This window comes from Rossellomorea sp. H136, assembly GCF_056838065.1.
This window is the reverse complement of sequence record NZ_CM166371.1, coordinates 3,390,517-3,413,990: the sequence shown is the minus strand read 5'-3', so window position 1 is coordinate 3,413,990 and position 23,474 is coordinate 3,390,517. Positions and strand designations below refer to the sequence as shown.

General features: G+C 42.5%; 22 protein-coding genes and 1 other annotated feature. Of the genes, 19 read left to right on the top strand and 3 right to left on the bottom strand.

Annotated elements, in window-relative coordinates:
• Positions 1-55: 55 nt before the first annotated feature.
• Positions 56-820, top strand: coding sequence for a tRNA threonylcarbamoyladenosine dehydratase (locus ACYH0O_RS17550; protein WP_482629706.1), 765 nt, complete (start codon positions 56-58; stop codon positions 818-820).
• A 64-nt stretch (positions 821-884) separates the two neighbouring features.
• On the opposite strand, the gene ACYH0O_RS17545 is transcribed toward ACYH0O_RS17550, so the two are convergent.
• Positions 885-1,307: a hypothetical protein gene (locus tag ACYH0O_RS17545; RefSeq protein WP_482629705.1), complete on the bottom strand. Its 423-nt coding sequence runs from the start codon at positions 1,305-1,307 to the stop codon at positions 885-887.
• A 144-nt stretch (positions 1,308-1,451) separates the two neighbouring features.
• On the opposite strand from ACYH0O_RS17545, the gene ACYH0O_RS17540 reads away from it, so the two are divergent.
• Genes ACYH0O_RS17540 through ACYH0O_RS17520 form a run of 5 tightly spaced genes read left to right on the top strand, consistent with a single transcriptional unit; the run spans position 1,452 to position 5,191 of the window.
• Positions 1,452-2,231 carry a hypothetical protein gene (locus tag ACYH0O_RS17540; protein ID WP_482629704.1) on the top strand — a complete coding sequence of 260 codons (780 nt, stop codon included), beginning with the start codon at positions 1,452-1,454 and terminating at the stop codon, positions 2,229-2,231.
• A gap of 3 nt (positions 2,232-2,234) precedes the next feature.
• Entirely contained in the window at positions 2,235-2,609 is a 375-nt protein-coding gene (locus ACYH0O_RS17535; protein WP_149156372.1) for a GntR family transcriptional regulator, read from the top strand.
• A gap of 2 nt (positions 2,610-2,611) precedes the next feature.
• Positions 2,612-3,322, top strand: a complete 711-nt coding sequence (locus ACYH0O_RS17530) for an ABC transporter ATP-binding protein (RefSeq protein ID WP_482629703.1) — start codon at positions 2,612-2,614, stop codon at positions 3,320-3,322.
• Positions 3,322-4,248, top strand: coding sequence for an ABC transporter ATP-binding protein (locus tag ACYH0O_RS17525; protein ID WP_482632603.1), 927 nt, complete (start codon positions 3,322-3,324; stop codon positions 4,246-4,248). The genes ACYH0O_RS17530 and ACYH0O_RS17525 overlap by 1 nt, the downstream gene beginning before the upstream one ends.
• A complete protein-coding gene (locus tag ACYH0O_RS17520; RefSeq protein ID WP_482629702.1) occupies positions 4,241-5,191 on the top strand; it encodes an ABC transporter permease in 951 nt (316 codons plus the stop codon). Before ACYH0O_RS17525 ends, ACYH0O_RS17520 begins: the two co-directional genes overlap by 8 nt.
• Positions 5,192-5,315: 124 nt before the next feature.
• On the opposite strand, the gene ACYH0O_RS17515 is transcribed toward ACYH0O_RS17520, so the two are convergent.
• Together ACYH0O_RS17515 and ACYH0O_RS17510 are read right to left on the bottom strand one after the other, a co-directional pair.
• On the bottom strand, positions 5,316-6,035 hold the full coding sequence (locus tag ACYH0O_RS17515; RefSeq protein ID WP_482629701.1) for a protein-glutamine gamma-glutamyltransferase: 720 nt from the start codon (positions 6,033-6,035) through the stop codon (positions 5,316-5,318).
• 292 nt (positions 6,036-6,327) lie between these two features.
• Positions 6,328-7,602 (bottom strand): replication-associated recombination protein A, encoded by a 1,275-nt coding sequence (locus tag ACYH0O_RS17510; protein WP_482629700.1) that lies wholly within the window; start codon positions 7,600-7,602, stop codon positions 6,328-6,330.
• Between the two features lie 213 nt (positions 7,603-7,815).
• On the opposite strand from ACYH0O_RS17510, the gene cymR reads away from it, so the two are divergent.
• From cymR to ACYH0O_RS17445, 13 genes are all read left to right on the top strand, one after another.
• Complete coding sequence (gene cymR / locus ACYH0O_RS17505) at positions 7,816-8,235, top strand: cysteine metabolism transcriptional regulator CymR (RefSeq protein WP_149156376.1); 420 nt, start codon at positions 7,816-7,818, stop codon at positions 8,233-8,235.
• A gap of 14 nt (positions 8,236-8,249) precedes the next feature.
• A complete protein-coding gene (locus ACYH0O_RS17500) occupies positions 8,250-9,392 on the top strand; it encodes a cysteine desulfurase family protein (RefSeq protein ID WP_482629699.1) in 1,143 nt (380 codons plus the stop codon).
• A gap of 47 nt (positions 9,393-9,439) precedes the next feature.
• Positions 9,440-10,555 (top strand): tRNA 2-thiouridine(34) synthase MnmA, encoded by a 1,116-nt coding sequence (gene mnmA, locus ACYH0O_RS17495; RefSeq protein ID WP_482629698.1) that lies wholly within the window; start codon positions 9,440-9,442, stop codon positions 10,553-10,555.
• Positions 10,556-10,739: 184 nt separating this feature from the next.
• Positions 10,740-11,411 carry a tetratricopeptide repeat protein gene (locus ACYH0O_RS17490; RefSeq protein ID WP_482629697.1) on the top strand — a complete coding sequence of 224 codons (672 nt, stop codon included), beginning with the start codon at positions 10,740-10,742 and terminating at the stop codon, positions 11,409-11,411.
• Positions 11,412-11,428: 17 nt separating this feature from the next.
• Complete coding sequence (gene recD2, locus ACYH0O_RS17485) at positions 11,429-13,822, top strand: SF1B family DNA helicase RecD2 (RefSeq protein ID WP_482629696.1); 2,394 nt, start codon at positions 11,429-11,431, stop codon at positions 13,820-13,822.
• A gap of 352 nt (positions 13,823-14,174) precedes the next feature.
• Positions 14,175-15,455, top strand: a complete 1,281-nt coding sequence (locus tag ACYH0O_RS17480) for an IS110 family RNA-guided transposase (RefSeq protein WP_482629260.1) — start codon at positions 14,175-14,177, stop codon at positions 15,453-15,455.
• 1,064 nt (positions 15,456-16,519) lie between these two features.
• On the top strand, positions 16,520-17,116 hold the full coding sequence (locus tag ACYH0O_RS17475; protein ID WP_149156382.1) for a biotin transporter BioY: 597 nt from the start codon (positions 16,520-16,522) through the stop codon (positions 17,114-17,116).
• Between the two features lie 22 nt (positions 17,117-17,138).
• Entirely contained in the window at positions 17,139-18,140 is a 1,002-nt protein-coding gene (gene bioB, locus ACYH0O_RS17470) for a biotin synthase BioB (RefSeq protein ID WP_482629695.1), read from the top strand.
• A 204-nt stretch (positions 18,141-18,344) separates the two neighbouring features.
• Positions 18,345-18,530, top strand: coding sequence for a hypothetical protein (locus tag ACYH0O_RS17465; protein ID WP_034757353.1), 186 nt, complete (start codon positions 18,345-18,347; stop codon positions 18,528-18,530).
• Positions 18,531-18,545: 15 nt separating this feature from the next.
• The gene (locus ACYH0O_RS17460; RefSeq protein WP_082051298.1) at positions 18,546-18,677 is read left to right on the top strand and encodes a YrzQ family protein; all 132 of its coding nucleotides are present in this window, start codon (positions 18,546-18,548) and stop codon (positions 18,675-18,677) included.
• A 367-nt stretch (positions 18,678-19,044) separates the two neighbouring features.
• A complete protein-coding gene (locus ACYH0O_RS17455; protein ID WP_482629694.1) occupies positions 19,045-20,124 on the top strand; it encodes an AI-2E family transporter in 1,080 nt (359 codons plus the stop codon).
• A 76-nt stretch (positions 20,125-20,200) separates the two neighbouring features.
• Positions 20,201-20,428 (top strand) — a binding site (T-box leader).
• A gap of 62 nt (positions 20,429-20,490) precedes the next feature.
• Positions 20,491-23,124, top strand: coding sequence for an alanine--tRNA ligase (gene alaS, locus ACYH0O_RS17450; RefSeq protein ID WP_482629693.1), 2,634 nt, complete (start codon positions 20,491-20,493; stop codon positions 23,122-23,124).
• Positions 23,125-23,207: 83 nt separating this feature from the next.
• Positions 23,208-23,474, top strand: coding sequence for an IreB family regulatory phosphoprotein (locus tag ACYH0O_RS17445; protein ID WP_034757362.1), 267 nt, complete (start codon positions 23,208-23,210; stop codon positions 23,472-23,474).

Below are 23,474 nucleotides of genomic sequence, written 5' to 3'. Positions count from 1 at the left end.
CTATATTCTAATTCAGTATAAACCTAGTTGAATACTTATAATGGAGTTGATTATTTTGCTACACCAGTTTTCACGAAATGAACTAGCGATCGGTAAGGATGGCCTTCAAACCCTAAAGAATAGTACGGTGGCAGTACTTGGAATCGGGGGAGTGGGATCCTTTGCAGCCGAAGCTTTAGCCAGGTCAGGTGTAGGGCGTCTTGTGTTAGTGGATAAAGATGATGTGGATATTACAAACGTGAATCGTCAAGTTCATGCATTGCTTTCTACAGTAGGTCAGCCGAAAGTCGATCTGATGAGGGACCGCATCAAGGATATTAATCCGGACTGTGAAGTCATTGCCTTAAAGATGTTCTACACGGAAGAAACTTACGAAGAATTCTTCAATCAAGGGTTGGATTACGTAATAGATGCTTCTGATACAATTTCGTATAAAATACACTTAATGAAAGAATGTTTAAAACGCGATATTCCATTGATCGCGAGCATGGGAGCGGCGAATAAAACCGATCCGACACGCTTCAAAATTGCCGATATCAGCAAGACTCATACGGATCCAATCGCAAAGGTGATCCGGACCCGCCTGAAAAAAGAAGGCATTAAAAAAGGCGTAACTGTTGTTTTCTCTGATGAGAGTCCCATCGTCATCCGTGAAGATATCAGAAAAGAAGTAGGGAAAGATGATGCAAAGATTCGTAAAGCCCAGCTGCCTCCATCTTCAAACGCATTTGTTCCATCGGTTGCAGGTCTTATTGCAGCCAGTCATGTGATGAACCAGCTGTTAAAGCATATTGAAATCAAAAGAGTAAAAGACAAATAAAGGCCATGCAACTGTAAGGACTGAATCCACTTTTGGATTCAGTCCTTTTTCATGTTGCGAAGAATCAATGAATAATAGGGGAAGGGAGACCTGCATTTTTATCAAGGGCTTCCGCTTCCTTTAGCAGAGATAGCATCGCTTTTAATTTTTTATGCTTTTCAGAATACGCGATGTATCTTTTTTTAAGTTCGTCTTGTTTTAGAAGGAGCTCTTCCTTTTCATTAAGGAGAAGTTTATTCTCTTTCTGCTCACTGCCTCTCATTTCCCTTTGTAAAAAGGCAATACAAGATTCCAATGATACTTTAGATGTCTGTTTATTTAATTTTGTATAATACCGGTGTGAACATGTCCCGGGCGATCGCTTGATTTTCAATGCAGCTTCTTCAAAGGCTTCTTTTTTCGATTTGCCTTTTTCTCTATATGATTGGACAACTTCCAATATTAGTTGATCTTCTTCCTCAGTCCAGAGTCGTTTTTTCTTTTCCATTTCCCATCCTCCTCTTCTATTAGCTTTACACACTCCAGCCAAAAAATAATTCCATTAATTAGGTGAATAAGGGATTGACGGTATAATGCGTAATAGTGTACTATCTAACTAGAACACTAAAACACGTTATGAAGGAGTGCAAGTATGAACGGATTTAAAGGTCTTCTTTGGAAAGACTTCAAAACCTCCAAGGTTTGGTTCTATGGCTGGATTGGTATTATTTTTCTGATTTACATCATAGGAATGGTGATCGGAAACTTAGTCAACGAGCCTATAATCGTTCAAATATTCATTATCATGATGGGTGTGTTTCACTTTGCGTTTCTGCCGGGCATTGTCTTGTCCATGCTTCGATTGGAAGGAAAGACGCAGCTTTGGCTTCATAGTCCATATAGTGGATTCAGTCTTTTGTTGCCGAAACTGATTATTGCCTTTATTTACTCTACGGTGTCACTTTTATTAGTGGATCTTTTAGGTGTGATCACCCTGGCTGTCTTCCCTGAGGACTCTCTTTTTTCCTATTGGCCAATCAAAGAAGGCATCCTATTTAATTTAGGAGTATCAGTAGTAGGACTGTATTTTTCCGGATGGACGATTTTCTTGTGGACTTTCTACCACTCACTTTCAAAGTTTCCTTCCATCAAGAATATACGTTGGATTTTTGTAGCTGGTTTTATCATTGTGTATCAAAGTGTGGTCGCATTTCTTATGAGCATTAAATGGGTGGAAAGAATACTCTTCGAAACTTTTACAGTTGAAGTGAGTTCAGGTGTCTTTTTCTCGGTTGGTTCTAGCGAGGCAAAAGCCGGTTTTGAGCCTGAAATGATCCAACTGCCCTTGCTGCCGTTTGTATTCGAAGGAATGGTCATGGTTATCGTATTTATCATTTCCTGCTGGCTATTAGATCGTAAGGTTGAGGTGTAATACATGACAGAAGAATATACAGCTTCCAAACCGATATACCTCCAAATAGCTGACCGAATCATACGTGAGATTGTAAGAAAAGAATTATCTCCGGGTGACAAACTGCCTTCTGTTCGGGAAATGGCTGTTCAATCCGGGGTGAATCCAAATACCATTCAGCGTACGTATAGCGAATTAGAAAGGATGGACATTGTGGAGACGAGGAGAGGGCAAGGAACGTTTGTCACGGAAAAGGAAGAGGTTCTTTCCGTTTTGAACGAAAAAGTACAAGAGGAAGTAATCGAGTTGTTCATTAAAAACATGAGAGAACTGGGGTTAACGAAAGAACAAATGATAAAAGGTGTCGAGAGATATCTTGCCCAAAGAGGGGGGGAATAGGATTGGTTGTGAAATTTGAAGGTGTGACCAAAAAATATGGAAATGAAATGGCTTTGAAGAATACGTCTTTTCACTTCGAAAAGGGGAAGATATATGGTCTGCTTGGTCCAAATGGCAGCGGGAAATCGACCACTTTAAAAATGATTGCGGGATTAGTTCTTCCGAGTGTAGGTACAGTGACCATGAATGGTAAGCCAATTACCCGGAAACGAGCCGGTGAAGTGGCGTATTTAACAGAACTGGATATGTTTTATGAAGCATTTACCGTTGATGGGATGATCCGGTTTTACGCCTCTCAGTTCTCCGACTTTGATATACAGCGGGCGCATGAATTAGTGGGATTCATGGAACTGGACAGTAAGAAAAAGATCAAGCATTTATCAAAAGGAAAACGCGGCAGACTGAAGCTTGTTCTTGCCCTGTCCCGTAATACAGAGGTCCTGCTCCTGGATGAACCCTTTTCAGGATTGGATCCCATGGTAAGGGACTCCATCGTGAAAGGTCTCTTATCCTATATCGATTTCGGCAATCAAACAGTGATCATAGCAACCCATGAAATCGATGAAATTGAAGGGATACTTGATGAAGCGTTTATCATCAATGATGGAGAAATTAAAGGGCACTGTCAGGTAGAAGAGCTTAGAGAAATAGAAGGATTGTCTGTCCTGCAGTGGTTGAAACAAACAACGAAAAAAGAAGGGAAGATGAAGTGATGAAGACGGTTGTGCAATTACAGGATGTCTCAAAAGTCATTAAAGGCAAGACCATTATCGATAATTTATCCTTTGACGTGTATGAAGGGGAAGTATTCGGTTTTCTGGGACCGAACGGAGCAGGAAAAACGACGACGATCCGAATGATAGTAGGACTAATGAATATTTCAAAAGGAGACGTCCTGATTTCGGGGAAAAGCATTAAAAAAGATTTCGAAGGTGCCATAAAGGATGTTGGGGCCATCGTTGAAAACCCAGAGCTCTATAAGTTCATGTCCGGGTATCAGAACTTAAAGCATTTTGCCCGCATGCAAAATGAAATTACCGAAGAAAGGATGAAGGAAGTCATCGAACTGGTCGGTTTGACAGATCGCATCAATGATAAAGTGAAAACCTATTCCCTCGGGATGAGACAGCGCTTGGGTCTGGCGCAATGCCTGCTCCATAAACCGAAGCTCCTCATACTCGATGAGCCTACAAATGGTTTGGATCCTGCCGGTATCCGCGAAATTCGTGCATATATAAGAAAGCTTGCCCAGGAAGAAGGCATGGCGGTCATCGTATCAAGTCACTTATTATCTGAAATGGAAATGATGTGCGATCGAATCGGGATCATCCAATCCGGAAAGCTTGTGGATGTACAGCAGGTACGTGATTTCGTTGAAGGTTCCGAACAGGTTTACCATTTTGAGGTACATGATGTAGATAAGATCAAAGCTGTACTCAAGAAGTTCGATCCGAAAATCAAATATGAAACGAAGGGATCGGAAGTACAGGTCGCTTTAACGAAGGAACAAGTACCGAATGTCATTCGGGCACTTGTGGATGCGGATGTTCAAATCTATAGTGTCATGCCGATTGCCAAGACACTGGAAGACAGATTCTTAGAAATCACGAATGAAAAAGGAGAGGTCGTGCATGCTTAGTCTCATTAGAAATGAATGGATAAAAATATTTAAACGGGTCGGAACATATGTCATGCTCGGATTGCTTATTCTGATTATTGGAGTGACGGCAGCCTTTACGAAGTATGATGACGGAAAAGCAAAGGAATCGGAAAACTGGAAGCAGGAACTCTCAGCGCAAGTGGAAGCGGATAAACAAATGTTGTCTGAAAATCCAAATATGAATAATTTCATAGAGAAAGACACTGAACGACGAATTGCGTTAAATGAATATCGCATTGAAAATGACATTCAACCGAAAGTGAAAGAAACGGTATGGACGTTTGTGGAAACGAATGCCTTTTCCGTACTTGTTGTCGGTCTATTTGCCATCATTGTGGCAGCAGGAATAGTGGCAAGTGAGTTCAGCTGGGGTACGATCAAACTTTTGCTCATTCGTCCCATCTCAAGAACAAGAATCCTTCTATCGAAGTATTTCACCGTCATATTATACGGAGTGAGCATGCTATTTATATTATTCGTCGTATCGTTCCTGATAGGACTTCTATTATTTGGCGGAACAGATCAGTCAACCCATCTGGCGTATGTGGATGGGAAGGTAGTCGAACAGAACATTGTCGGGTACTTGATCAAAACCTACTTATTGAAAACCATTGATGTCGTGATGATGGCTACAATGGCCTTCATGATATCAACTGTGTTCAGAAGCAGCTCACTGGCTATCGGCATCTCCTTGTTTCTATTGTTTGTGGGAGGCAATGCAACAAGCCTGCTCGCTCTTCGATTCGACTGGGCAAAATTCAGTTTGTTCGCAAACACAGATCTGACTCAATACACAGGTTTCACACCACCGTTAGTGGACGGCATGACCATGGGCTTCTCCATCACCATGCTCATCATCTACTTCATCATCTTCCAGCTGCTGGCATTCATCGTCTTTAATAAAAGGGACGTGGCGGCATAGAAACATCCGGAAAGGCGCATTTTGCCTTTTTGGGAAGTTTGCCTTATGACCTCGAGGGGCTAGTCAATAGCTGGACAATTAAAAAGCAAACAAAAAGTGGCGGACTCATCAGAGTTCGTCACTTTTATGCATACCGGTATAAATCTGCGAACTTCAAACGTGTGACTTGTTGAAGGAGAAAGGCTGATTCAGTGGCATCTTTTTTTCGAAGAGTATTTAAAGCTTCTATCATTTCATCATGAGTCATGATTCCCACTCCGTGTCCAAAATACTGATCCTCTTTTAAAAACACAGAATTTTCCCCCATCCATATAGGATCGTCATAGTCAGGATTAGAGAAGTAGTAAACATCCCCGGGAATATAGTCCACTCCTTCATAGGTGACCATGCTCATATCATCGTCATAATTGTGACTCCACACTAAAAGGGGGGAGAACAGCTGATTGAAATAAGAAGTCCTAATCGTATCAAGAATCGATTTATAGTATATGAGAACAATGCTGGTGACGCATTCGAAGCTATAGGCAGAGCTATTTGTGAAAATATCTTCAATGGCTTCTGATGGAAGTTTCGAGTCGCGAAGTCTATATCCGTATGGGGTCTTGATCCAAAAAGTAGAGTTGAAATAGGAGTGTTCAAAAGCAGCGAATTTGGCGTCACCCTCATCCATACTCCTTGCATTGGCAATGAATCGTTCCCGCATTTTCAACTCAAATCTGAGCTCGCCTAAGTTACGGTATCGATACTCTGTAGGACTGCTTTCCAGCGCTTTAACGATGCTTTCTTCTATAGGTGATAGATTCGTTAACCCAATACTTGACAATCCATTTTCAATGATAATCAATCCATACACCTCCAGGCCTTTTTACTAATGTATGATAGGGTTGAGAGATATGGCATTGACACGTTAAAAAAAGTGCTTATTCATAAAATAAACCTGCCAAAAAGTCAGAATCCCTTTCCGGCAGGTTTGTATTATTGTCGGGGCTGAACGAGCCGCCTCCGCTTTTGTGTCATCCAGCTCCGGCGGCTAGCCCCTCGAGGTCATAAGCTAAATCGGCCAAGAAGGCAAAGAACGCCTTCCCGGCCAATTCAGCTTATGCTTGTCGGGGCCGAACGAGCCGCCTCCGCTTTTGTTATTTCATCTGCTTATTAATCTTCTCATACACCTGAGCAATCGTCTGTTCGAATTTGCCAGTCGATTTAGGAGTATAGTAATGAGCATTCTTAAGCTTATCTGGTAAATAGGTTTGAGGCACCCATCCCGATTCATAGCTATGAGGGTACTTGTATTCGATGCCTCTTCCCAGTTCTTTGGCACCTTGATAATGAGCATCCTTCAGGTGATCCGGAACCTCGCCGCTTTTTCCTTTACGGATATCGCCGAGTGCCAGGTCGATGGCAGTGATCGCCGAGTTCGATTTAGGTGAGAGACATAGTTCGATGATCGCGTTGGCTAACGGTATTCTCGCTTCTGGAAATCCAATTTTCTCAGCAGTTTCGACTGCCGCCAATGTTCTTGGTCCCGCTTGGGGGTTGGCAAGGCCGATATCTTCATAGGCAATCACCAATAGTCTGCGTGCGATGCTCGGTAAATCTCCGGCTTCAACGAGTCTTCCCAGATAATGGAGTGCTGCATTCACATCACTTCCGCGAATCGATTTCTGAAATGCGCTTACGACATCATAATGGGCGTCACCGTCTTTATCGTGAGAAAAACTTTTCTTTTGCAGGCACTCTTCGGCGATATTGACATCAATAGAAATTACACCGTCCTCATTCGGTGAAGTGGACAAGACAGCCAGTTCCAATGCATTCAACGAACTCCTCACATCTCCAAAGCTACTGCTTGCAAAATGTTCAATCGCTTCGTCGGTTACATCAAGTGAATAGCCACCTAATCCACGCTCTTCATCCTTTATGGCTCGATTCAAGGCGATTTTCATTTCTTCGATCGTAAGTGGCTTTAACTCGAAAATTTGGCATCTGCTTCTGATCGCTGGATTAATAGCGTGGTAGGGGTTGCTCGTCGTTGCCCCGATCAGTGTGATCATACCATTCTCCAAATACGGAAGGAGAAAATCCTGCTTTCCTTTATCCAATCGATGCACCTCATCCAATAGAAGGATCACTTTTCCGGACATTTTGGCTTCTTCTGCAACGATTTGAATATCTTTTTTATTATTGGTTACGGCATTCAGGTTTTTAAATCGGTATTTCGTACTTCCGGCTATTGCGCTCGCGATGGACGTTTTTCCAATACCCGGTGGACCGTATAATATCATGGATGACAGCTGCTTTGCTTTTACCATCCTGTCTATGATTTTTCCTTCTCCAACTAAATGCTGTTGCCCGATGATTTCATCAATGGTCCTAGGTCTCATCTTAAAGGCAAGTGGTTTAATCGACATGAAACATCTCTCCAAACTGACGTTCTAGTTAAATTCACTTTATCATAGGAGGTTCTCATAAGGAAATATTGTGGCTGGGAAAAAGGGGGGAAGTGTATGAAGCCGCCCCTTTCACAGTCAGAGGGCGGATATGCTATAATAACAAAAGTCAATACAGAAGAATACTACGTCCCGATGAACGAGACGTTATTAAATATAGTAGAGGTGCTGGACATGAAGATATCAACTAAAGGCCGATACGGTTTAACGATTATGATTGAATTAGCAAAACGCCATGGTGAAGGGCCGACTTCACTGAAGACGATCGCACAGCAGCATGAGCTGTCGGAACATTATCTTGAACAACTGGTTGCTCCACTGCGAAATGGCGGTCTTGTTAGAAGTATCCGGGGGGCGTACGGTGGTTATGTGTTAGGGCATGAGCCATCTGAAATCACAGCGGGAGATATTATCCGGATCCTTGAAGGGCCCATTAGCCCTGTAGAAGGAATTGAAGACGAAGAACCGGCAAAGCGCGAGCTGTGGATCCGGATCCGGGATGCCGTTAGAGAAGTGCTCGATAATACAACGATAGAAGATTTAGCCAGTCATTCAGATGACGGTGAATCAGATGCGTACATGTTCTATATCTAGGAGGTAACGAAAAAATGGAAAGAGTGTACCTGGATCATGCTGCAACGTCTCCCATGCATCCTGAAGTAATTGAAGAAATGATTTCAGTGATGAAGAAGTCCTTTGGTAATCCATCGAGCATTCATTCATTTGGACGTGCATCACGACATCTTGTCGACCGCGCACGTACTATCATCGCTCAAAGTATTCATGCCGATTACAATGACATCATTTTTACAAGCGGTGGAACTGAAGCGGATAATTTAGCTATTATCGGTTCAGCCGAGGGGAATAAAGGAAAAGGAAATCATATCATTACGACACAAACCGAGCATCATGCTGTTTTACATGCGTGTAATTTTCTTGAATCCCAAGGGTTTGAGGTGACTTATCTGTCAGTAGACCGTACGGGTAGGATATCGGTGGAGGAACTGCAAAGGGAACTTCGCGACGATACGATCCTTGTTACGATTATGTTTGGGAATAATGAAGTAGGAACGATCCAGCCGATTAAAGAAATTGGACAACTTCTTCAAAATCATCAAGCTTATTTTCATACAGATGCTGTACAAGCGTTTGGTTTAACACACATTGACGTGAAAGAACTTGGAATCGATTTGCTTTCGGTTTCGGGTCATAAAATAAATGGTCCTAAAGGGATAGGCTTTCTTTATTCACACAAAAACGTGGAACTTCAGCCTGGATTATATGGTGGAGAACAGGAAAGAAAGCGCCGTGCAGGTACAGAAAACGTCCCGGCGATTGTCGGTCTTGGAAAGGCTGTAGAAATTGCTCAAAAAGCCATTGAAGAGAAGAGCTCTCAGTACTCTCGTTTCAAGGTTTTATTGAAAGAGACCTTAGCCGGAGCCGGCATTGATTTTGAGGAGAACGGATCTCTTGAGTATGGATTGCCCCATGTGCTAAACTTAAGCTTTCCCGGCACGGATGTAGAGTCCATGCTGGTGAATTTAGATATGTCAGGTATCGCTGTATCAAGCGGTTCTGCTTGTACGGCTGGATCTATAGAGCCTTCACATGTTCTGGTCGCGATGTTTGGCAAACAGTCAGGGAATTCAAGGAACTCCATCCGCTTCAGCTTTGGTCAGGGGAACACGGATGAGCAGATTGTCTGGACTGCCCATGAAGTCGCAAAGATCGTGAAGCGATTAACAACTTAAGAAAGTCGTCTGAAAAGGGCGATTGAACGAATAAGGAGGTGGCGTTAGTGAAAAAAGAACCAAAGGATACGAGAGTGGTCGTTGGGATGTCTGGTGGAGTAGACTCTTCTGTGGCCGCATTATTGTTAAAGCAACAAGGCTATGAAGTCATCGGGATTTTCATGAAAAACTGGGATGATACCGATGAAAATGGGTTTTGTACCGCAACAGAAGATTACAACGATGTGATTCGGGTATGTAACCAAATTGGTATTCCTTACTACGCTGTGAATTTTGAAAAACAATACTGGGATAAAGTGTTTACGTATTTCCTGGATGAATATAAAGCGGGAAGAACACCAAATCCGGATGTGATGTGTAATAAAGAAATTAAGTTCAAAGCATTCCTTGATCATGCACTGAAACTTGGTGCAGATTATCTGGCAACCGGCCACTATGCACAGGTTGAATACCGTGATGGAGAATACAAGATGCTCCGGGGTGTTGACAACAATAAGGATCAAACGTACTTCCTCAATCAATTAGGTCAGGAGCAACTTGAAAAAGTGATGTTCCCCCTAGGTGGCATCGATAAGAAAAAGGTTAGGGAAATTGCTAAGGAAGCGGGCCTTGCGACTGCTGCCAAGAAAGACAGTACGGGGATTTGCTTCATCGGTGAGCGCAACTTCAAAGATTTCTTAAGCAACTACTTACCTGCCCAACCGGGAACGATGGAAACATTAGACGGTAAAGTGATGGGAAAACACGATGGATTGATGTACTATACGATTGGCCAACGCCATGGACTGGGTATAGGTGGGGCCGGAGAGCCTTGGTTCGCCATCGGTAAGGACCTTGAAAGAAACGTGCTATATGTAGGTCAAAGCTTCGAACATCCTGCCCTTTATTCAGATTCCATTCTCGCAACGGATGTTCACTGGACCTCAAATGGTGAGAAACCAGCTGAATTCGCCTGCACGGCAAAATTCCGTTACCGTCAGGATGATAACAACGTAACGGTCATTCCTTTGGAAGATGGTAAGGCGAAAGTCATTTTTGACGAGCCTATCCGTGCCGTCACACCAGGACAAGCGGTTGTTTTCTACAACGGTGATGAGTGTCTGGGTGGAGGAACGATCGATACCATTTATAAAGATGAGAAAAAACTTACGTATGTAGGTTAAGACTGACGATGACCACAAAAAGGACTGAGAAGAAGAGATGAACAACCTCTCTTCTCTCAGTCCTTTTTTCATCATGGATGGATATCAATATTGAGAGTACCTTATGTTATACTAGAAGCGATACGCGGGAAGAACCTTACTCAACTTGCATACATAAATCAAAACAATATAGAGGTGTTTTTAATTGGATAAGAATTTAAAAGGAATTGAGTTATTACAAGAAGGAAAAGTAGAAGAGGCTGTGAAGCTTTTTTCAGAAGCCATCGAAGAAAACCCTAAGGATCCTGTCGGATATATTAATTTCGGGAACGTATTAATGTCAGTTGGAGACAATGATAAGGCTAAGAAGTTTTTCGAACGGGCGATCTCGATCGACGACAATGCAGGGGCAGCATACTATTCCCTGGGGAACCTGTACTTTAATGAAAATAACTTTGATGAAGCAAAGGATCAGTTTGAAAAAGCTGTTTCGAAAGGAATGGAAAATGCCGACGTTTACTTCATGCTTGGAGTCAGTTTGTTCCAATTAGAGCAGCCGAGACTAGCTCTTCCTTACTTACAACGAAGTGTCGAACTGAATGAAGCGGACACTGAGGCACGCTTCCAGTTAGGTCTATGCTTAGCGAAAGTTGAAGCATATGAAGAAGCGATTGCGCAATTATCTCAAGTAGTGGAAGCAGACCCAACTCACGCAGATGCTTACTACAACTTAGGGGTTGCCTATGCAGGCCATAAGGATGATGCAGATACGGCACTTATGTATTTCAACAAAGCAATCGAAGTTCAACCAGATCATATGCTGGCGGGCTATGGCATCAAGATGATCGAAAAGCTGAAAAATGAACAAAGTGAATAGTTAGGAGGTTCACTGATTTGAGCCAGCAAGATTCTTTAAAGCTGTTTGGTGAGGAAGAAATCTATATAAAAGGAAGGCACCTTGTCACGATTTTTCATAATGAGGAAAATCTCTATACCGTCGTCCGGATCCGGGTGGACGAAACGAATGATTCTTATGAAGACAAAGAAGCGGTTGTAACCGGGAATTTTCCTAAGATTCATGAAGATGAGACCTACGTGTTTTACGGGAGGTTTCAAGATCACCCAAAGTTTGGCATGCAGTTTCATGCAAAGCATTTCAAGAAAGAAATCCCACAAACCACACAAGGTGTCGTCCATTATTTATCAAGTGATTTATTTAAAGGAATCGGGAAGAAAACAGCTGAGAAGATAGTGGAGCATATCGGGGAAAACGCCATCACCAAAATACTCGAAAATCCAAGCCTCCTGGATGAAATTCCAAAGCTTCCAAAGGAAAAGGCGAAAAGTATTTATGATACGCTTTCCGAGCATCAAGGCTTGGAGCGGGTCATGATCATGCTGAATGATCTGGGGTTTGGACCCCAAATTTCCATGAAGGTCTATCAAGCCTATAAAGAGCAGGCACTTGAAGTCATTCAAAATAATCCCTATAAGCTCGTGGAAGACATTGAAGGAATCGGCTTTACCCGGGCCGATGAGATCGGAGCTAAGATTGGTTTGACTGGCAGTCATCCTGACCGGATCAAAGCAGGCTGTATATACACCCTTGAGCAAACCTGTGTGAAGCAGGGCCATGTTTTTCTCGAAGCAGAAGAACTCATTGTAACGGTGAAGGAGCTCCTTGAGAAAAGTCAGCCCGAAAAGGTCGATTACACTGAAATATCCAGTCAATTGGTTTCCTTGGAGGAAGAGGGTAAAGTCATTGGAGAAGGCGCAAAGGTGTATGTTCCTTCTCTTTACTTCTCTGAAAAGGGGATCGTGACGAACATTGAAAAGATTTTGTCTCAAACCCAATATAAAGATCAATTTCCTCAATCCGAATTTCTTCTGTCACTTGGAGCACTAGAGGACCGACTGGGAGTTCAATACGCACCTTCCCAAAAAGAAGCCATCGAAACAGCGTTAATGTCACCAATGCTTCTGTTAACCGGAGGACCCGGAACCGGTAAGACGACCGTCATTCAGGGGATTGTCGAGCTGTTTGCTGATCTCCATGGCTGCTCCTTGGATCCCAAGGATTACAAAGATGAACCCTTTCCTGTTTTACTGACAGCTCCGACTGGTCGAGCGGCAAAGCGCATGACGGAATCCACGGGCCTCCCTGCCATGACGATTCACCGTCTTTTAGGCTGGAACGGTCAAGAGGGATTTCAGAGTGATGAGGAACGGGCGATTGAAGGTAAGTTGTTAATTGTGGATGAAGTGTCCATGGTCGACACATGGCTTGCTCATCAATTATTGAAGGCTCTGCCAGAGGATATTCAAGTAATATTTGTCGGGGATGAGGATCAATTACCGTCTGTCGGTCCTGGCCAGGTACTAAAGGACCTATTGAAATCAGAAGTGGTACCGACTGTCAGATTAACGGATATTTATAGACAGGAAGAGGGCTCTTCCATTATTGAACTTGCTCACTATATGAAAAGGGGCCAGGTTCCTGCAGATCTGACCAAACAGCAAAAGGATCGATCCTTCTTCCCATGCAGAACCAATCAAATATCCGAAGTCGTTCAAAAAGTTGTTGAGAATGCGAAGAAAAAAGGGTACTCCCCAAAGGATATACAGGTCCTTGCTCCTATGTATCGAGGCCCAGCAGGTATCGATCGATTGAATGAACTCCTTCAGGAAATCTTCAATAGCAATGACGGTACCCGGAAAGAGATCGCATTTGGAGATGTGAAATATCGTATTGGGGATAAGGTTCTTCAGTTGGTCAATCAGCCTGAAAACAATGTTTTCAACGGAGATATCGGTGAAATTGTCTCGATCTTTTATGCAAAGGAAAACACCGAGAAGCAAGATATGATCATTGTTTCATATGAAGGTAATGAGGTCACCTATACCAGGCAGGATCTCGTGCAAATTACCCATGCGTATTGCTGCTCGATCCATAAGTCACAAGGAAGTGAGTTTCCCATTGTGATTTTACCTGTCGTGAAAAGCTATTATCGGATGCTGAGAAGAAATCTTCTATATACAGCCATCACCAGGAGCAAACAATTCCTCATTCTTTGTGGAGAACTTGATGCTTTTACCCTTGGAGTGGAGAGAGAAGATGATTTTCTCCGCAAAACAACCCTAAGCGAAAAACTGAGAAGCTTAACCGGTGCTGAAGAGAACACGGCAGTCTCTCCTGAAAAAGGATTACCCATTGAAGAAATCTTGCTGAATGAGGATCCAATGATTGGAATGGAAGGCATCAGCCCCTATGATTTCATGAAAGCATAAGGTCAACGAATGAATATTTCTCCTGCAGAAATTATTCATTCGTTGACCTTTTTCTATATACTCCTTTGGGATCTCTCCCACTGATTATGTTCAGTCGTCAAAAGGAGTAAATTTTTCTTTTGAATGAGTGGTAGTCTAAAAATATAGACAGTTCCTTTCCGCTCCAGGCACTTGCTTTCCGCGGGGAGGAAGTCAAGCCTCCTCGGGCTTTTGCCCTGTGGGGTCTCGACCTTTCCTCTATTTCCCGCAGGAGCTATTCCTGTGAGATAAGAATGTCACTATTGCATAAAAAAAGACCCTCCGTTATGATGCAGGTGCTAACCAATCGCTCATAACTAAGGAGGATCTTCACATGCATGATAATCGAAATCGACGTATTAATCAAATTTCTGAAACGACACTAGTTATTGGCATCGACATCGCCAAGCGCAACCACTATGCGTGCGCCGTAGATGAACGCGGACGTGAACTTAGGAAAAGCTTTGTCATTCGTCAATCGCTTAACGGCTTTGAAACCTTTTACGCGACTCTCATGAAGTTAATGGAGACACATGGTAAGAAAGAGGTCATCATAGGCTTTGAACCTACCGGTCATTACTGGATGAACCTCGCAGCTTTTCTAACGAATCAAGGCATCCCATTCGTCCTTGTTAATCCTCTGCACGTAAAACAATCCAAAGAGTTGGACGATAACCTGCAGAGTAAAAATGATTTAAAGGATGCCCGTGTCATCGCTAAGATGATGCCTCAAGGGTATTATAGTTTGCCAAGGGAAATGACGAAAATCGATTCAGAACTCCGCCGGGGGACGGCCTTTCGAGCCCGTTTAAAAGACCAATCGGCCTCCATTCAAAACCGCATCCGACGCTGGCTCGATCTTTACTTCCCTGAGTTTACCTCCGCAATCAAAGGGCTTGGTAAACAGGCTCAGGCTATCTTGAAATATGCGCCTTTACCGGAAGATCTCTTGATTTTCTCTCCCGAAGAACTGATTGGTTTTCTTCAGGAAAAGGGGATTCGCTATCTGTCGAAAAGGAAAGTAGAACGACTACTCCAAGTAGCGGAGTATTCAATTGGACTTCAAGACAGTCCGGAGATGGCGCGCATGGAAATCAGGATGTTACTTGATCAAATGTCCATGTATGAATCACAGATAAACTCGTTAACTGAAAATCTTATCGCTCTTGCCCGTGAGCTGACTGATTTTGATTACCTTTTGTCCATTCCTGGTATCAGCGAATCGACCGTTTTAGAGCTACTTTCCGAAACCGGTTCATTGAAACGTTATAAAGATCCACGCCAACTATTCAAACTCGCGGGACTTACACTCGTAACCAACTCATCCGGTGAATCAAAAGGCAGAAAAAGAATCTCTAAGCGAGGGAGGAGAAGGCTTCGGTCCCTATTATACAAAGCGATGTTGCCATTACTTCACGCCAATCCGGCCTTTAAGACACTTTATGAGTATTACAGTGAAAACCGAGAGAAGCCGGTAACGAAAAAAGAAGCACTTGTGATTCTTTGTCGCAAACTCCTTCAAATCTGTCACGGTCTTAGCCAGTATGAAACGAAATTTGATGCCGAACGAATGATACAAGATATGCCTTTTCTCGCTCCTTATAAAGCAGCATAAACTACTGATATAAAACGTAGTTCTTCTACAACCCAGACACTGAGAAGCCGGCCCATACACGACTTTCGACGATCTATTGATCAGTCCATGCAGGAGCATACGCCGGCCTCTGCGTTAGGGAAAGACCCAACGAAGGAATGTAGGCACAAGATGCCAGGAGATATGGGAGGGTGAGTCCACCTAATAAGCAGAGATCAAAAGTGCCCATAATGAATTTAAGGGAGATCCTTCCAGTCTCTTAACGCAACGCGTAAGTATATTTCCCTTTATTTTGAACAAATGAAAAATGAAGGGAATAAAACTGGTTAACGTCACGCAAAAAAAATTTTATAAAGAGAATAATACGGTTCAAAGCCCTGACATAATAACTTTTCCCGAGGGAGTCAAGTGCCTTCCGCTACAATCCACTCTGTGCTACTACATTGTTTCTGCCTATAAGTATAGGTAAATAAATTATCTACAAAAGAATAAAAAAAATTTATTTTAACCCATAATTTGGAAGAGTATTGAACTTACTTTCAAATGGTTAAACAATTCCTTTGATTGGTCCATGTATGGTACAAATGTTAACTGCAGGATAAGCTAAATCCTTTCCTTGAATGACAAAAAAATAGGATCGAAAATAATCTTATCAGTAGATATTCTTTTTTGCTCCGCGTTAAATAACCTCTAGTGAAGGGCAGTGGTCGATTTTCAATTGAGTACTGAAATTCTGTTTTCTATAGTTTGATTTCGTCACTTTTAAGCTCTGTCACAAGATTTTCTTATAGATGGTGAGGGGAACTGCGTAGACTCCTGCGGAAGTACGGACGTGCAGAGACCCCTTTCGGCTAAGCTGAGGAGGCTCGGCCGAACGCTAGCTGCAAGGAGCGGTTCCCCTCACCATCCAGCACACACGAATGGACATAGCCCAAGTAGATCTTCTGTTAAAAAAGATCAACAATCTTTGCGAAAAGAGCCTATTGATAACAATTAATGTTAACTTAAAATAAAATTAAGTTGACATATATTTAAAGAAAGCGATATCCTTATCTTGTAGAAAAAAGACAGATGGGGGAAGACAGATGAACAGAAAATTAAGGACAATCGATCTTACACTGGCAGGGATGTTTGTTGCACTTATGGCGATAGGTGCCAACATCACGACATTCGTACCTTTTATGGTAGTGGGCGGTGTTCCCATTACGTTACAAACGTTCTTCGCCATTTTAGCAGGAGCGATCCTTGGAAGCAGGGTGGGGGCGATTTCCATGACAGTGTACGCACTGGTAGGATTAGTGGGTGTTCCTGTATTTGCACGATTTGGAGCAGGGTTATCCTCTATTGTGAGCCCTACATTCGGATTTATCGTTTCGTTTATTTTCACAGCTTACATTACAGGTAAAATCGTAGAAAAACATAAAGGTGTAAAGGTCTACATTTTCGCAGCACTAGTCGGGATGGCGGTCAATTATGTGGTCGGTACAAACTGGATGTACGCAGCGTACAAGCTTTGGGCTGCAGCTCCTGAAGGATTTACATATAAACTTGCATGGGCCTGGATGGTGGTTCCTTTACCTAAGGATATCATATTAGCCGTGTGTGCTGGAATAATGGCTCATCGTCTGGAGAAATCGGTCCTATCTAAGAGTACATTTAAGAATATAAATAGAGCGGCTTAAACTAAAGGGGGAGGAATTTTATATGAAAACGTGGAAGGAAATGGCATTTGGAGTGATCGAGGGAGAAGAAATCACAAATGAAGAAGCTTTATCGATTTTACAAAGTCCGGATGACGAGCTTCTGGAATTATTGCATAGCGCTTATCTGATTCGAAAACATTATTATGGGAACAAAGTGAAATTAAATATGATCATCAATACGAAATCAGGTTTATGCCCTGAAAACTGCGGCTATTGTTCACAGTCCATTGTTTCAAATGCTCCGATCGAAAAATATCGCATGGTGGATAAAGAAACAATTCTAAAAGGAGCTGAAAATGCTCATCAGCTAAATGTGGGAACATATTGTATTGTGGCGAGTGGAAGGGGACCGAGCAATCGTGAAGTCGATCATGTGGTTTCAGCAGTAAAGGAAATCAAAGAGCAATATAACTTAAAAGTATGTGCTTGTTTAGGCTTATTAAAAGACGATCAGGCGAAACGGTTAAAAGAAGCAGGGGTGGATCGTTATAACCATAACATCAATACTTCAGAGAACCATCATGAAAACATCACCACCTCCCATACATATGAAGATAGGGTGAATACCGTTGAACAAGCGAAAGCACAAGGGATTTCTCCCTGTTCCGGAATCATTGTCGGCATGAAAGAGACATTGCAGGATGTGGTTGATATGTCCCGCAGCTTAAAGGTTCTGGATGCCGACTCCATTCCAGTGAACTTTTTACATGCCATTGATGGTACACCTCTTGAGGGAACAAATGACCTCGATCCGAGGTATTGTTTAAAAGTCCTTTGTTTAATGCGCTTTATCAACCCGACAAAAGAGATCCGTATTTCAGGGGGACGGGAAGTGAATCTGCGCAGTTTACAGCCACTGGGACTTTATCCAGCCAACTCGATTTTTGTTGGTGATTACTTAACGACAGCCGGTCAGGAAGGGACAGCAGATCATCAAATGCTTGAAGACCTGGGGTTTGAGGTTGATTATGTGAAGGAAGTAAGTGAGCATGCAACATCATGAAAATGAAATAAATAAATTTAGGTGGGTGCTTTGGAAAAGGTTACTCCTTATGAAATCAAGAAAATATCCCACACTATATAAGAACGGTGATCAAACATCGTTTGGGCGGATATTCTCATTGAACAAGTATATAATCAGCTCGGATTGGTCATGATGGTAGGGAATACACACCAGGTTTTGGTGTAATAGAGGTGAACCTTACCGATGAAGTGTCCAAATTGTCAGAGCAAAGATATCGGAAAGATCGGCATCAACCAATATTATTGTTGGGGTTGCTATATAGAGCTTTCCTTGTCAAAGGGAGTCATTCATACTCATCAAGTGGAAGAGGATGGATCACTGAGCTCCTTAGACGACTTGTTTGATGAGGAAGAACGCCGACTAAGCTAGGAAGAGGTGTCTTTCTTGAACAAAACATTTGCATCCATCGTTGGTTTTGGAGCAGGAATCGCTGCTTCTATCTATTCTCAAAGATCCAATATGATGAACCAAAGACAAATGAAACGAATTCGTAAACAAGTAAAGAAACTTTTTTAACAGCTAAAAAGGCTGACTTTCGGGTCAGTCTTTTTTTATTTTCTTGGTTATTTAAATGAAGAGAACTTAAATATTTAGAAAAAATCATAAATTTTTATTGAAATCGCCAGCTGTTATTTGGATATCAGCGGAATTTTTGTTTTATCTGCGAAATCTCAGTTTTATCAGCGATATTCCCAATATATCAGCGAAATCTCAGTTTTATCAGCGGAATATCAATAATATCAGCGAAAAGACTTTCGCTCCTTCCGTCCCCATCGATTTATTGTCGGGTATGCCCAAGCCGCCAACCACGCTTTTGTTTCTGTCCAATGAATAAAAAACCCTCCTACATTCCAACACTAGGAAAGAAGAGAAGGAGGTGGTGATGATGGAAAAGCGACCCTATGCCAAATGGTTGTACCGACTTTCAATTGCTCTTATTCTTGCTTTATTCCTATATATTCTCTATTTATTAAAGCCAGTATGGCATCCGGTCCTGGAAGTATTGTTCTTTTCGCTCCTTCCCTTCTTGATAGGGGGATTCATTGCCTATTTGCTTCATCCTATAGTAGAAAAAATCCATGAGGCTGGCATTCATAGAGGAATAGCAATCATGCTCATCTACATCCTTTTCTTCGGAGGATTAGGATACGCGGTCTATAAGGGAACTCCGATCATCATACATCAGTTGAAAGATTTATCAGAGAATGCGCCACTATTTACAAAACAGTACCAGAAGTGGCTTGACTATGTACAAAGCGAGACCTCCACTTGGCCTGACGGAATACAATCTCAATTAGAGAAAAGAATTGACCGGATCGAAGCCTGGTTGACGGGGCTTGTCGCAGTCGTTCTGGCCACTGTGATGAAGTTTATGAACAGCTTGCTGCTTGTTGCGATTATTCCCTTCGTATCCTTTTATTTATTAAAGGATATTACGAAAGTGAAAAAATTTCTGTGGCAGCTCACTCCTAACAAATGGAGGAACAGCGCGATTTCATTCTCAAAGGATGTGGATGAATCGCTGGGAGGTTATATCCGGGGACAGCTTTTAGTTTGTTTGCTCATTGGGGGACTTTCTGCATTAACACTCTGGTTGATCGGTATGAAATATCCCTTGATCCTCGGATTGATCATTGGAGTTACCAATGTAATACCTTATTTCGGACCGATTATCGGAGCCGTTCCTGCTGCCATTGTGGCAAGTACGATCTCTGTCAATATGATGATATATGTCGTCATCATGGTCATAGTACTCCAATTTTTGGAGGGGAATATCTTATCGCCCCTCATTGTCGGAAAAAGCCTTCATATGCATCCACTGTTTATTATGGCTGCCCTTATCCTAGGTGGTGAAGTAGGGGGTGTGATCGGAATGATTGTTGCAGTACCTTTTTTAGCTGTGGTAAAAGTAGCGATTTTACATGGCCGAACCCATTTCATTCATGCATCAGGGGAAGATTAACTGAAAAAATAAGAATCAACATTGACAAATACAGTGAATATTTCTATAATCCAACATATACAAGTATTCGTATAAAATGAAAGCTATGAAGGATCGAGTACGTTATAGCCCATCTACCAGAGAGGAATCCCCCAGGCTGTAAGGGATTTTAGATGAAGGATAACCGAATGCTAATCCTGAGTGCAGGTAAAGCCTGCCGTCTATCCGCGTTAAGGTGTTTTGAGGGATGAATATAAGAAAAGCGGAAGGGCTTTCCTTTATTCATAACCAGGGTGGTACCGCGAGAATAGCTCTCGTCCCTGTTTTAGGGATGAGGGCTTTTTTGTATTCTTTTTTAACCATACATATAAAGGAGGAAGCTTGAAAATGAACAAATTAACAGGCGCAGAAATTCGTCAGAAGTTTTTAGATTTCTTTCAGGAAAAAGGACACGGGGTGGAACCAAGTGCTTCATTGGTTCCGCATGAGGATCCGTCCCTTTTATGGATCAATAGTGGGGTAGCGACATTAAAGAAATATTTTGATGGACGTGTCATCCCTCAAAATCCAAGGATCGTGAATGCCCAAAAGTCGATTCGAACCAATGATATTGAAAACGTAGGGAAAACAGCACGCCATCACACATTTTTCGAAATGCTTGGAAACTTCTCGATCGGAGAATATTTTAAAGTAGAAGCGATTGAATGGGCTTGGGAATTTTTGACCGACGAGAAATGGGTCGGCTTTGATCCCGAGAAGCTTTCCGTTACCATTCACCCCGAAGATCATGAAGCATTTGACATCTGGAACAAAAAAGTAGGAGTACCGGCAGAACGAATCATTCGCATCGAAGGGAACTTCTGGGATATCGGGGAAGGTCCAAGTGGCCCGAATACAGAAATCTTCTATGATCGCGGGCCGGAATATGGGAACAATCCTGAAGACCCTGAATTATATCCGGGTGGAGAGAATGATCGTTATCTTGAGGTATGGAACCTTGTGTTCTCACAATTCAATCATAACCCTGACGGAACGTACACTCCGCTTCCTAAGAAGAATATTGATACCGGTATGGGACTTGAACGTATGGCATGTGTCGTTCAGGAAGTACCAACAAACTTTGATACTGATTTATTTATGCCGATCATTTCAGCTACTGAAGAAATTTCCGGTAAGTCCTACGGTAAAGACAATGACATCGACGTAGCGTTCAAGGTCATCGCAGATCATATCAGAACGGTTTCCTTCGCGATCGGTGACGGAGCTCTTCCTTCCAATGAGGGCCGCGGCTATGTATTAAGAAGACTGCTTCGCCGTGCGGTTCGATTTGCGAAACAAATTGAAATCAACCGTCCATTCATGTATGAATTGGTGCCGGTTGTTTCTGAAATCATGGTTGATTTCTATCCGGAAGTGAAGCAAAAAGCAGAATTCATCCAAAAAGTAGTGAAAAATGAAGAAGACCGCTTCCACGAAACATTGAACGAGGGGCTTGCTATTCTTTCTTCCATCATCAAGGTACAAAAGTCTGCAGGTAACAAGATCATTCCTGGTGAGGATGTCTTCCGTTTGTATGATACGTACGGATTCCCGGTTGAATTAACGGAAGAATATGCAGAAGAAGAAGGATTAACAGTTGATCATGATGGTTTTGAAAGAGAAATGGAAGCTCAGCGTGAAAGAGCGAGATCGGCTCGCCAGGATGTAGGAAGCATGCAGGTGCAGGGTGGAGTCCTTAGTGACATCACGGTAGAAAGTCGCTTTGTAGGGTATGAGACTTTAGAAACGACTGCTACTGTTCTTGAACTGTTGGTTGACAATGAACGTCAGCCGAGAGTTGATAAAGGACAGGAATGTCAATTCATCCTGGACCAGACACCTTTCTACGCAGAGAGCGGCGGACAAATCGGCGATAAAGGGTACATTGAAGCTATGGGTGTGAAAGTTTTGGTGACAAATGTCAAGAAAGCGCCTAATGGCCAAAACCTTCACTCTGCCATCATTGAAGAGGGTACGTTAGAGCAAGATGCTCAGGTGCTTGCGAAAGTGTCCCGTGAATCCAGAACAAGAGTGGAGAAAAATCACACAGCTACACACATCCTTCATCAGGCATTGAAAGATGTACTTGGAGAACATGTAAACCAGGCAGGTTCTTTAGTGGAACCAGATCGCCTGCGATTCGACTTCTCTCATTTCGGTTCTGTTTCCCAGGAAGAAATTGAGCGAATCGAAACCATCGTCAATGAGAAGGTTTGGAAGGCTATTTCAGTTAACACAGCTCTTAAATCATTATCAGAGGCAAAAGCCATGGGAGCGATGGCTTTATTCGGAGAAAAATACGGCGAAGAGGTTCGCGTTGTATCGATTGGAGAATATAGCTTAGAGCTATGTGGTGGTTGTCATGTTTCGAACACGTCTGAAATCGGGTTATTTAAGATTCTTTCAGAAAGTGGAATCGGAGCAGGTACAAGAAGGATCGAAGCTGTTACAGCGGAGAATGCTTACAAAGTGTTGAACGATCAGGTTACTCAACTGAAGGAAGTAGCAGGCAAACTTAAAGCGAATCCTAAAGAAGTCGTCAATCGGATTGACTCTTTATTAGTAGAAATGAAAGAGCTTCAGAGAGAAAATGAATCATTATCCGCAAAGTTGTCAAACATAGAAGCAGGTAGCTTAACGGATCAAGTCAAAGTCATTGACGGGGTGAATGTTCTTTCCGCGAAAGTGGCTGTAGGAGATAGCAATGGATTACGTACAATGATGGATGATCTTAAACAGAAATTGGGCTCCGGTGTTATTGTATTGGCAACTACTGGTGACGATAAAGTTACGATCATTGCAGGAGTTACGAAGGACTTAGTCGAAAAGGGATATCATGCTGGAAAACTTGTTAAAGAAGTAGCTTCACGCTGTGGTGGAGGAGGCGGTGGCCGTCCGGACATGGCTCAAGCTGGGGGTAAACACCCGGAAAAAGTAGAAGAAGCCCTGCAAATTGTAGAAGAATGGGTCAAATCCATTTAACTCCGTGTGAAAGTGGTGTACAATGTAGGTAACGATTAACAATTCGGTTGTCAAAAAGACAAGCCTAAAGAGAGGTGCTAAAAATGAGTTCTTTTGACAAAACGATGCGGTTTGATTTTTCAGAGGAGCCGTTCGAACATGACGTGAAGGAAGTACTCCTGCAAGTTCATGATGCTCTTCAAGAAAAAGGGTACAACCCGATCAATCAAATCGTAGGGTACTTATTATCTGGAGATCCTGCTTACATTCCTAGGCATCAAGATGCCAGAAATATCATCCGCCGTTTAGAGCGTGATGAAATCATCGAAGAATTAGTCAAATCGTATTTGAAACAGCATAAAGAGGGATAA

What these genes read in the sequence shown, in the direction of transcription:
- ACYH0O_RS17545 (WP_482629705.1), bottom strand. Translation starts at nt 1,307, where the DNA reads ATGGAAAAGAAAAAACGACTCTGGACTGAGGAAGAAGATCAACTAATA.
- ACYH0O_RS17540 (WP_482629704.1), top strand. Translation starts at nt 1,452, where the DNA reads ATGAACGGATTTAAAGGTCTTCTTTGGAAAGACTTCAAAACCTCCAAG.
- ACYH0O_RS17535 (WP_149156372.1), top strand. Translation starts at nt 2,235, where the DNA reads ATGACAGAAGAATATACAGCTTCCAAACCGATATACCTCCAAATAGCT.
- ACYH0O_RS17525 (WP_482632603.1), top strand. Translation starts at nt 3,322, where the DNA reads ATGAAGACGGTTGTGCAATTACAGGATGTCTCAAAAGTCATTAAAGGC.
- ACYH0O_RS17520 (WP_482629702.1), top strand. Translation starts at nt 4,241, where the DNA reads ATGCTTAGTCTCATTAGAAATGAATGGATAAAAATATTTAAACGGGTC.
- ACYH0O_RS17510 (WP_482629700.1), bottom strand. Translation starts at nt 7,602, where the DNA reads ATGTCGATTAAACCACTTGCCTTTAAGATGAGACCTAGGACCATTGAT.
- cymR (WP_149156376.1), top strand. Translation starts at nt 7,816, where the DNA reads ATGAAGATATCAACTAAAGGCCGATACGGTTTAACGATTATGATTGAA.
- ACYH0O_RS17500 (WP_482629699.1), top strand. Translation starts at nt 8,250, where the DNA reads ATGGAAAGAGTGTACCTGGATCATGCTGCAACGTCTCCCATGCATCCT.
- ACYH0O_RS17480 (WP_482629260.1), top strand. Translation starts at nt 14,175, where the DNA reads ATGCATGATAATCGAAATCGACGTATTAATCAAATTTCTGAAACGACA.
- ACYH0O_RS17475 (WP_149156382.1), top strand. Translation starts at nt 16,520, where the DNA reads ATGAACAGAAAATTAAGGACAATCGATCTTACACTGGCAGGGATGTTT.
- bioB (WP_482629695.1), top strand. Translation starts at nt 17,139, where the DNA reads ATGAAAACGTGGAAGGAAATGGCATTTGGAGTGATCGAGGGAGAAGAA.
- ACYH0O_RS17465 (WP_034757353.1), top strand. Translation starts at nt 18,345, where the DNA reads ATGAAGTGTCCAAATTGTCAGAGCAAAGATATCGGAAAGATCGGCATC.
- ACYH0O_RS17455 (WP_482629694.1), top strand. Translation starts at nt 19,045, where the DNA reads ATGATGGAAAAGCGACCCTATGCCAAATGGTTGTACCGACTTTCAATT.
- alaS (WP_482629693.1), top strand. Translation starts at nt 20,491, where the DNA reads ATGAACAAATTAACAGGCGCAGAAATTCGTCAGAAGTTTTTAGATTTC.
- ACYH0O_RS17445 (WP_034757362.1), top strand. Translation starts at nt 23,208, where the DNA reads ATGAGTTCTTTTGACAAAACGATGCGGTTTGATTTTTCAGAGGAGCCG.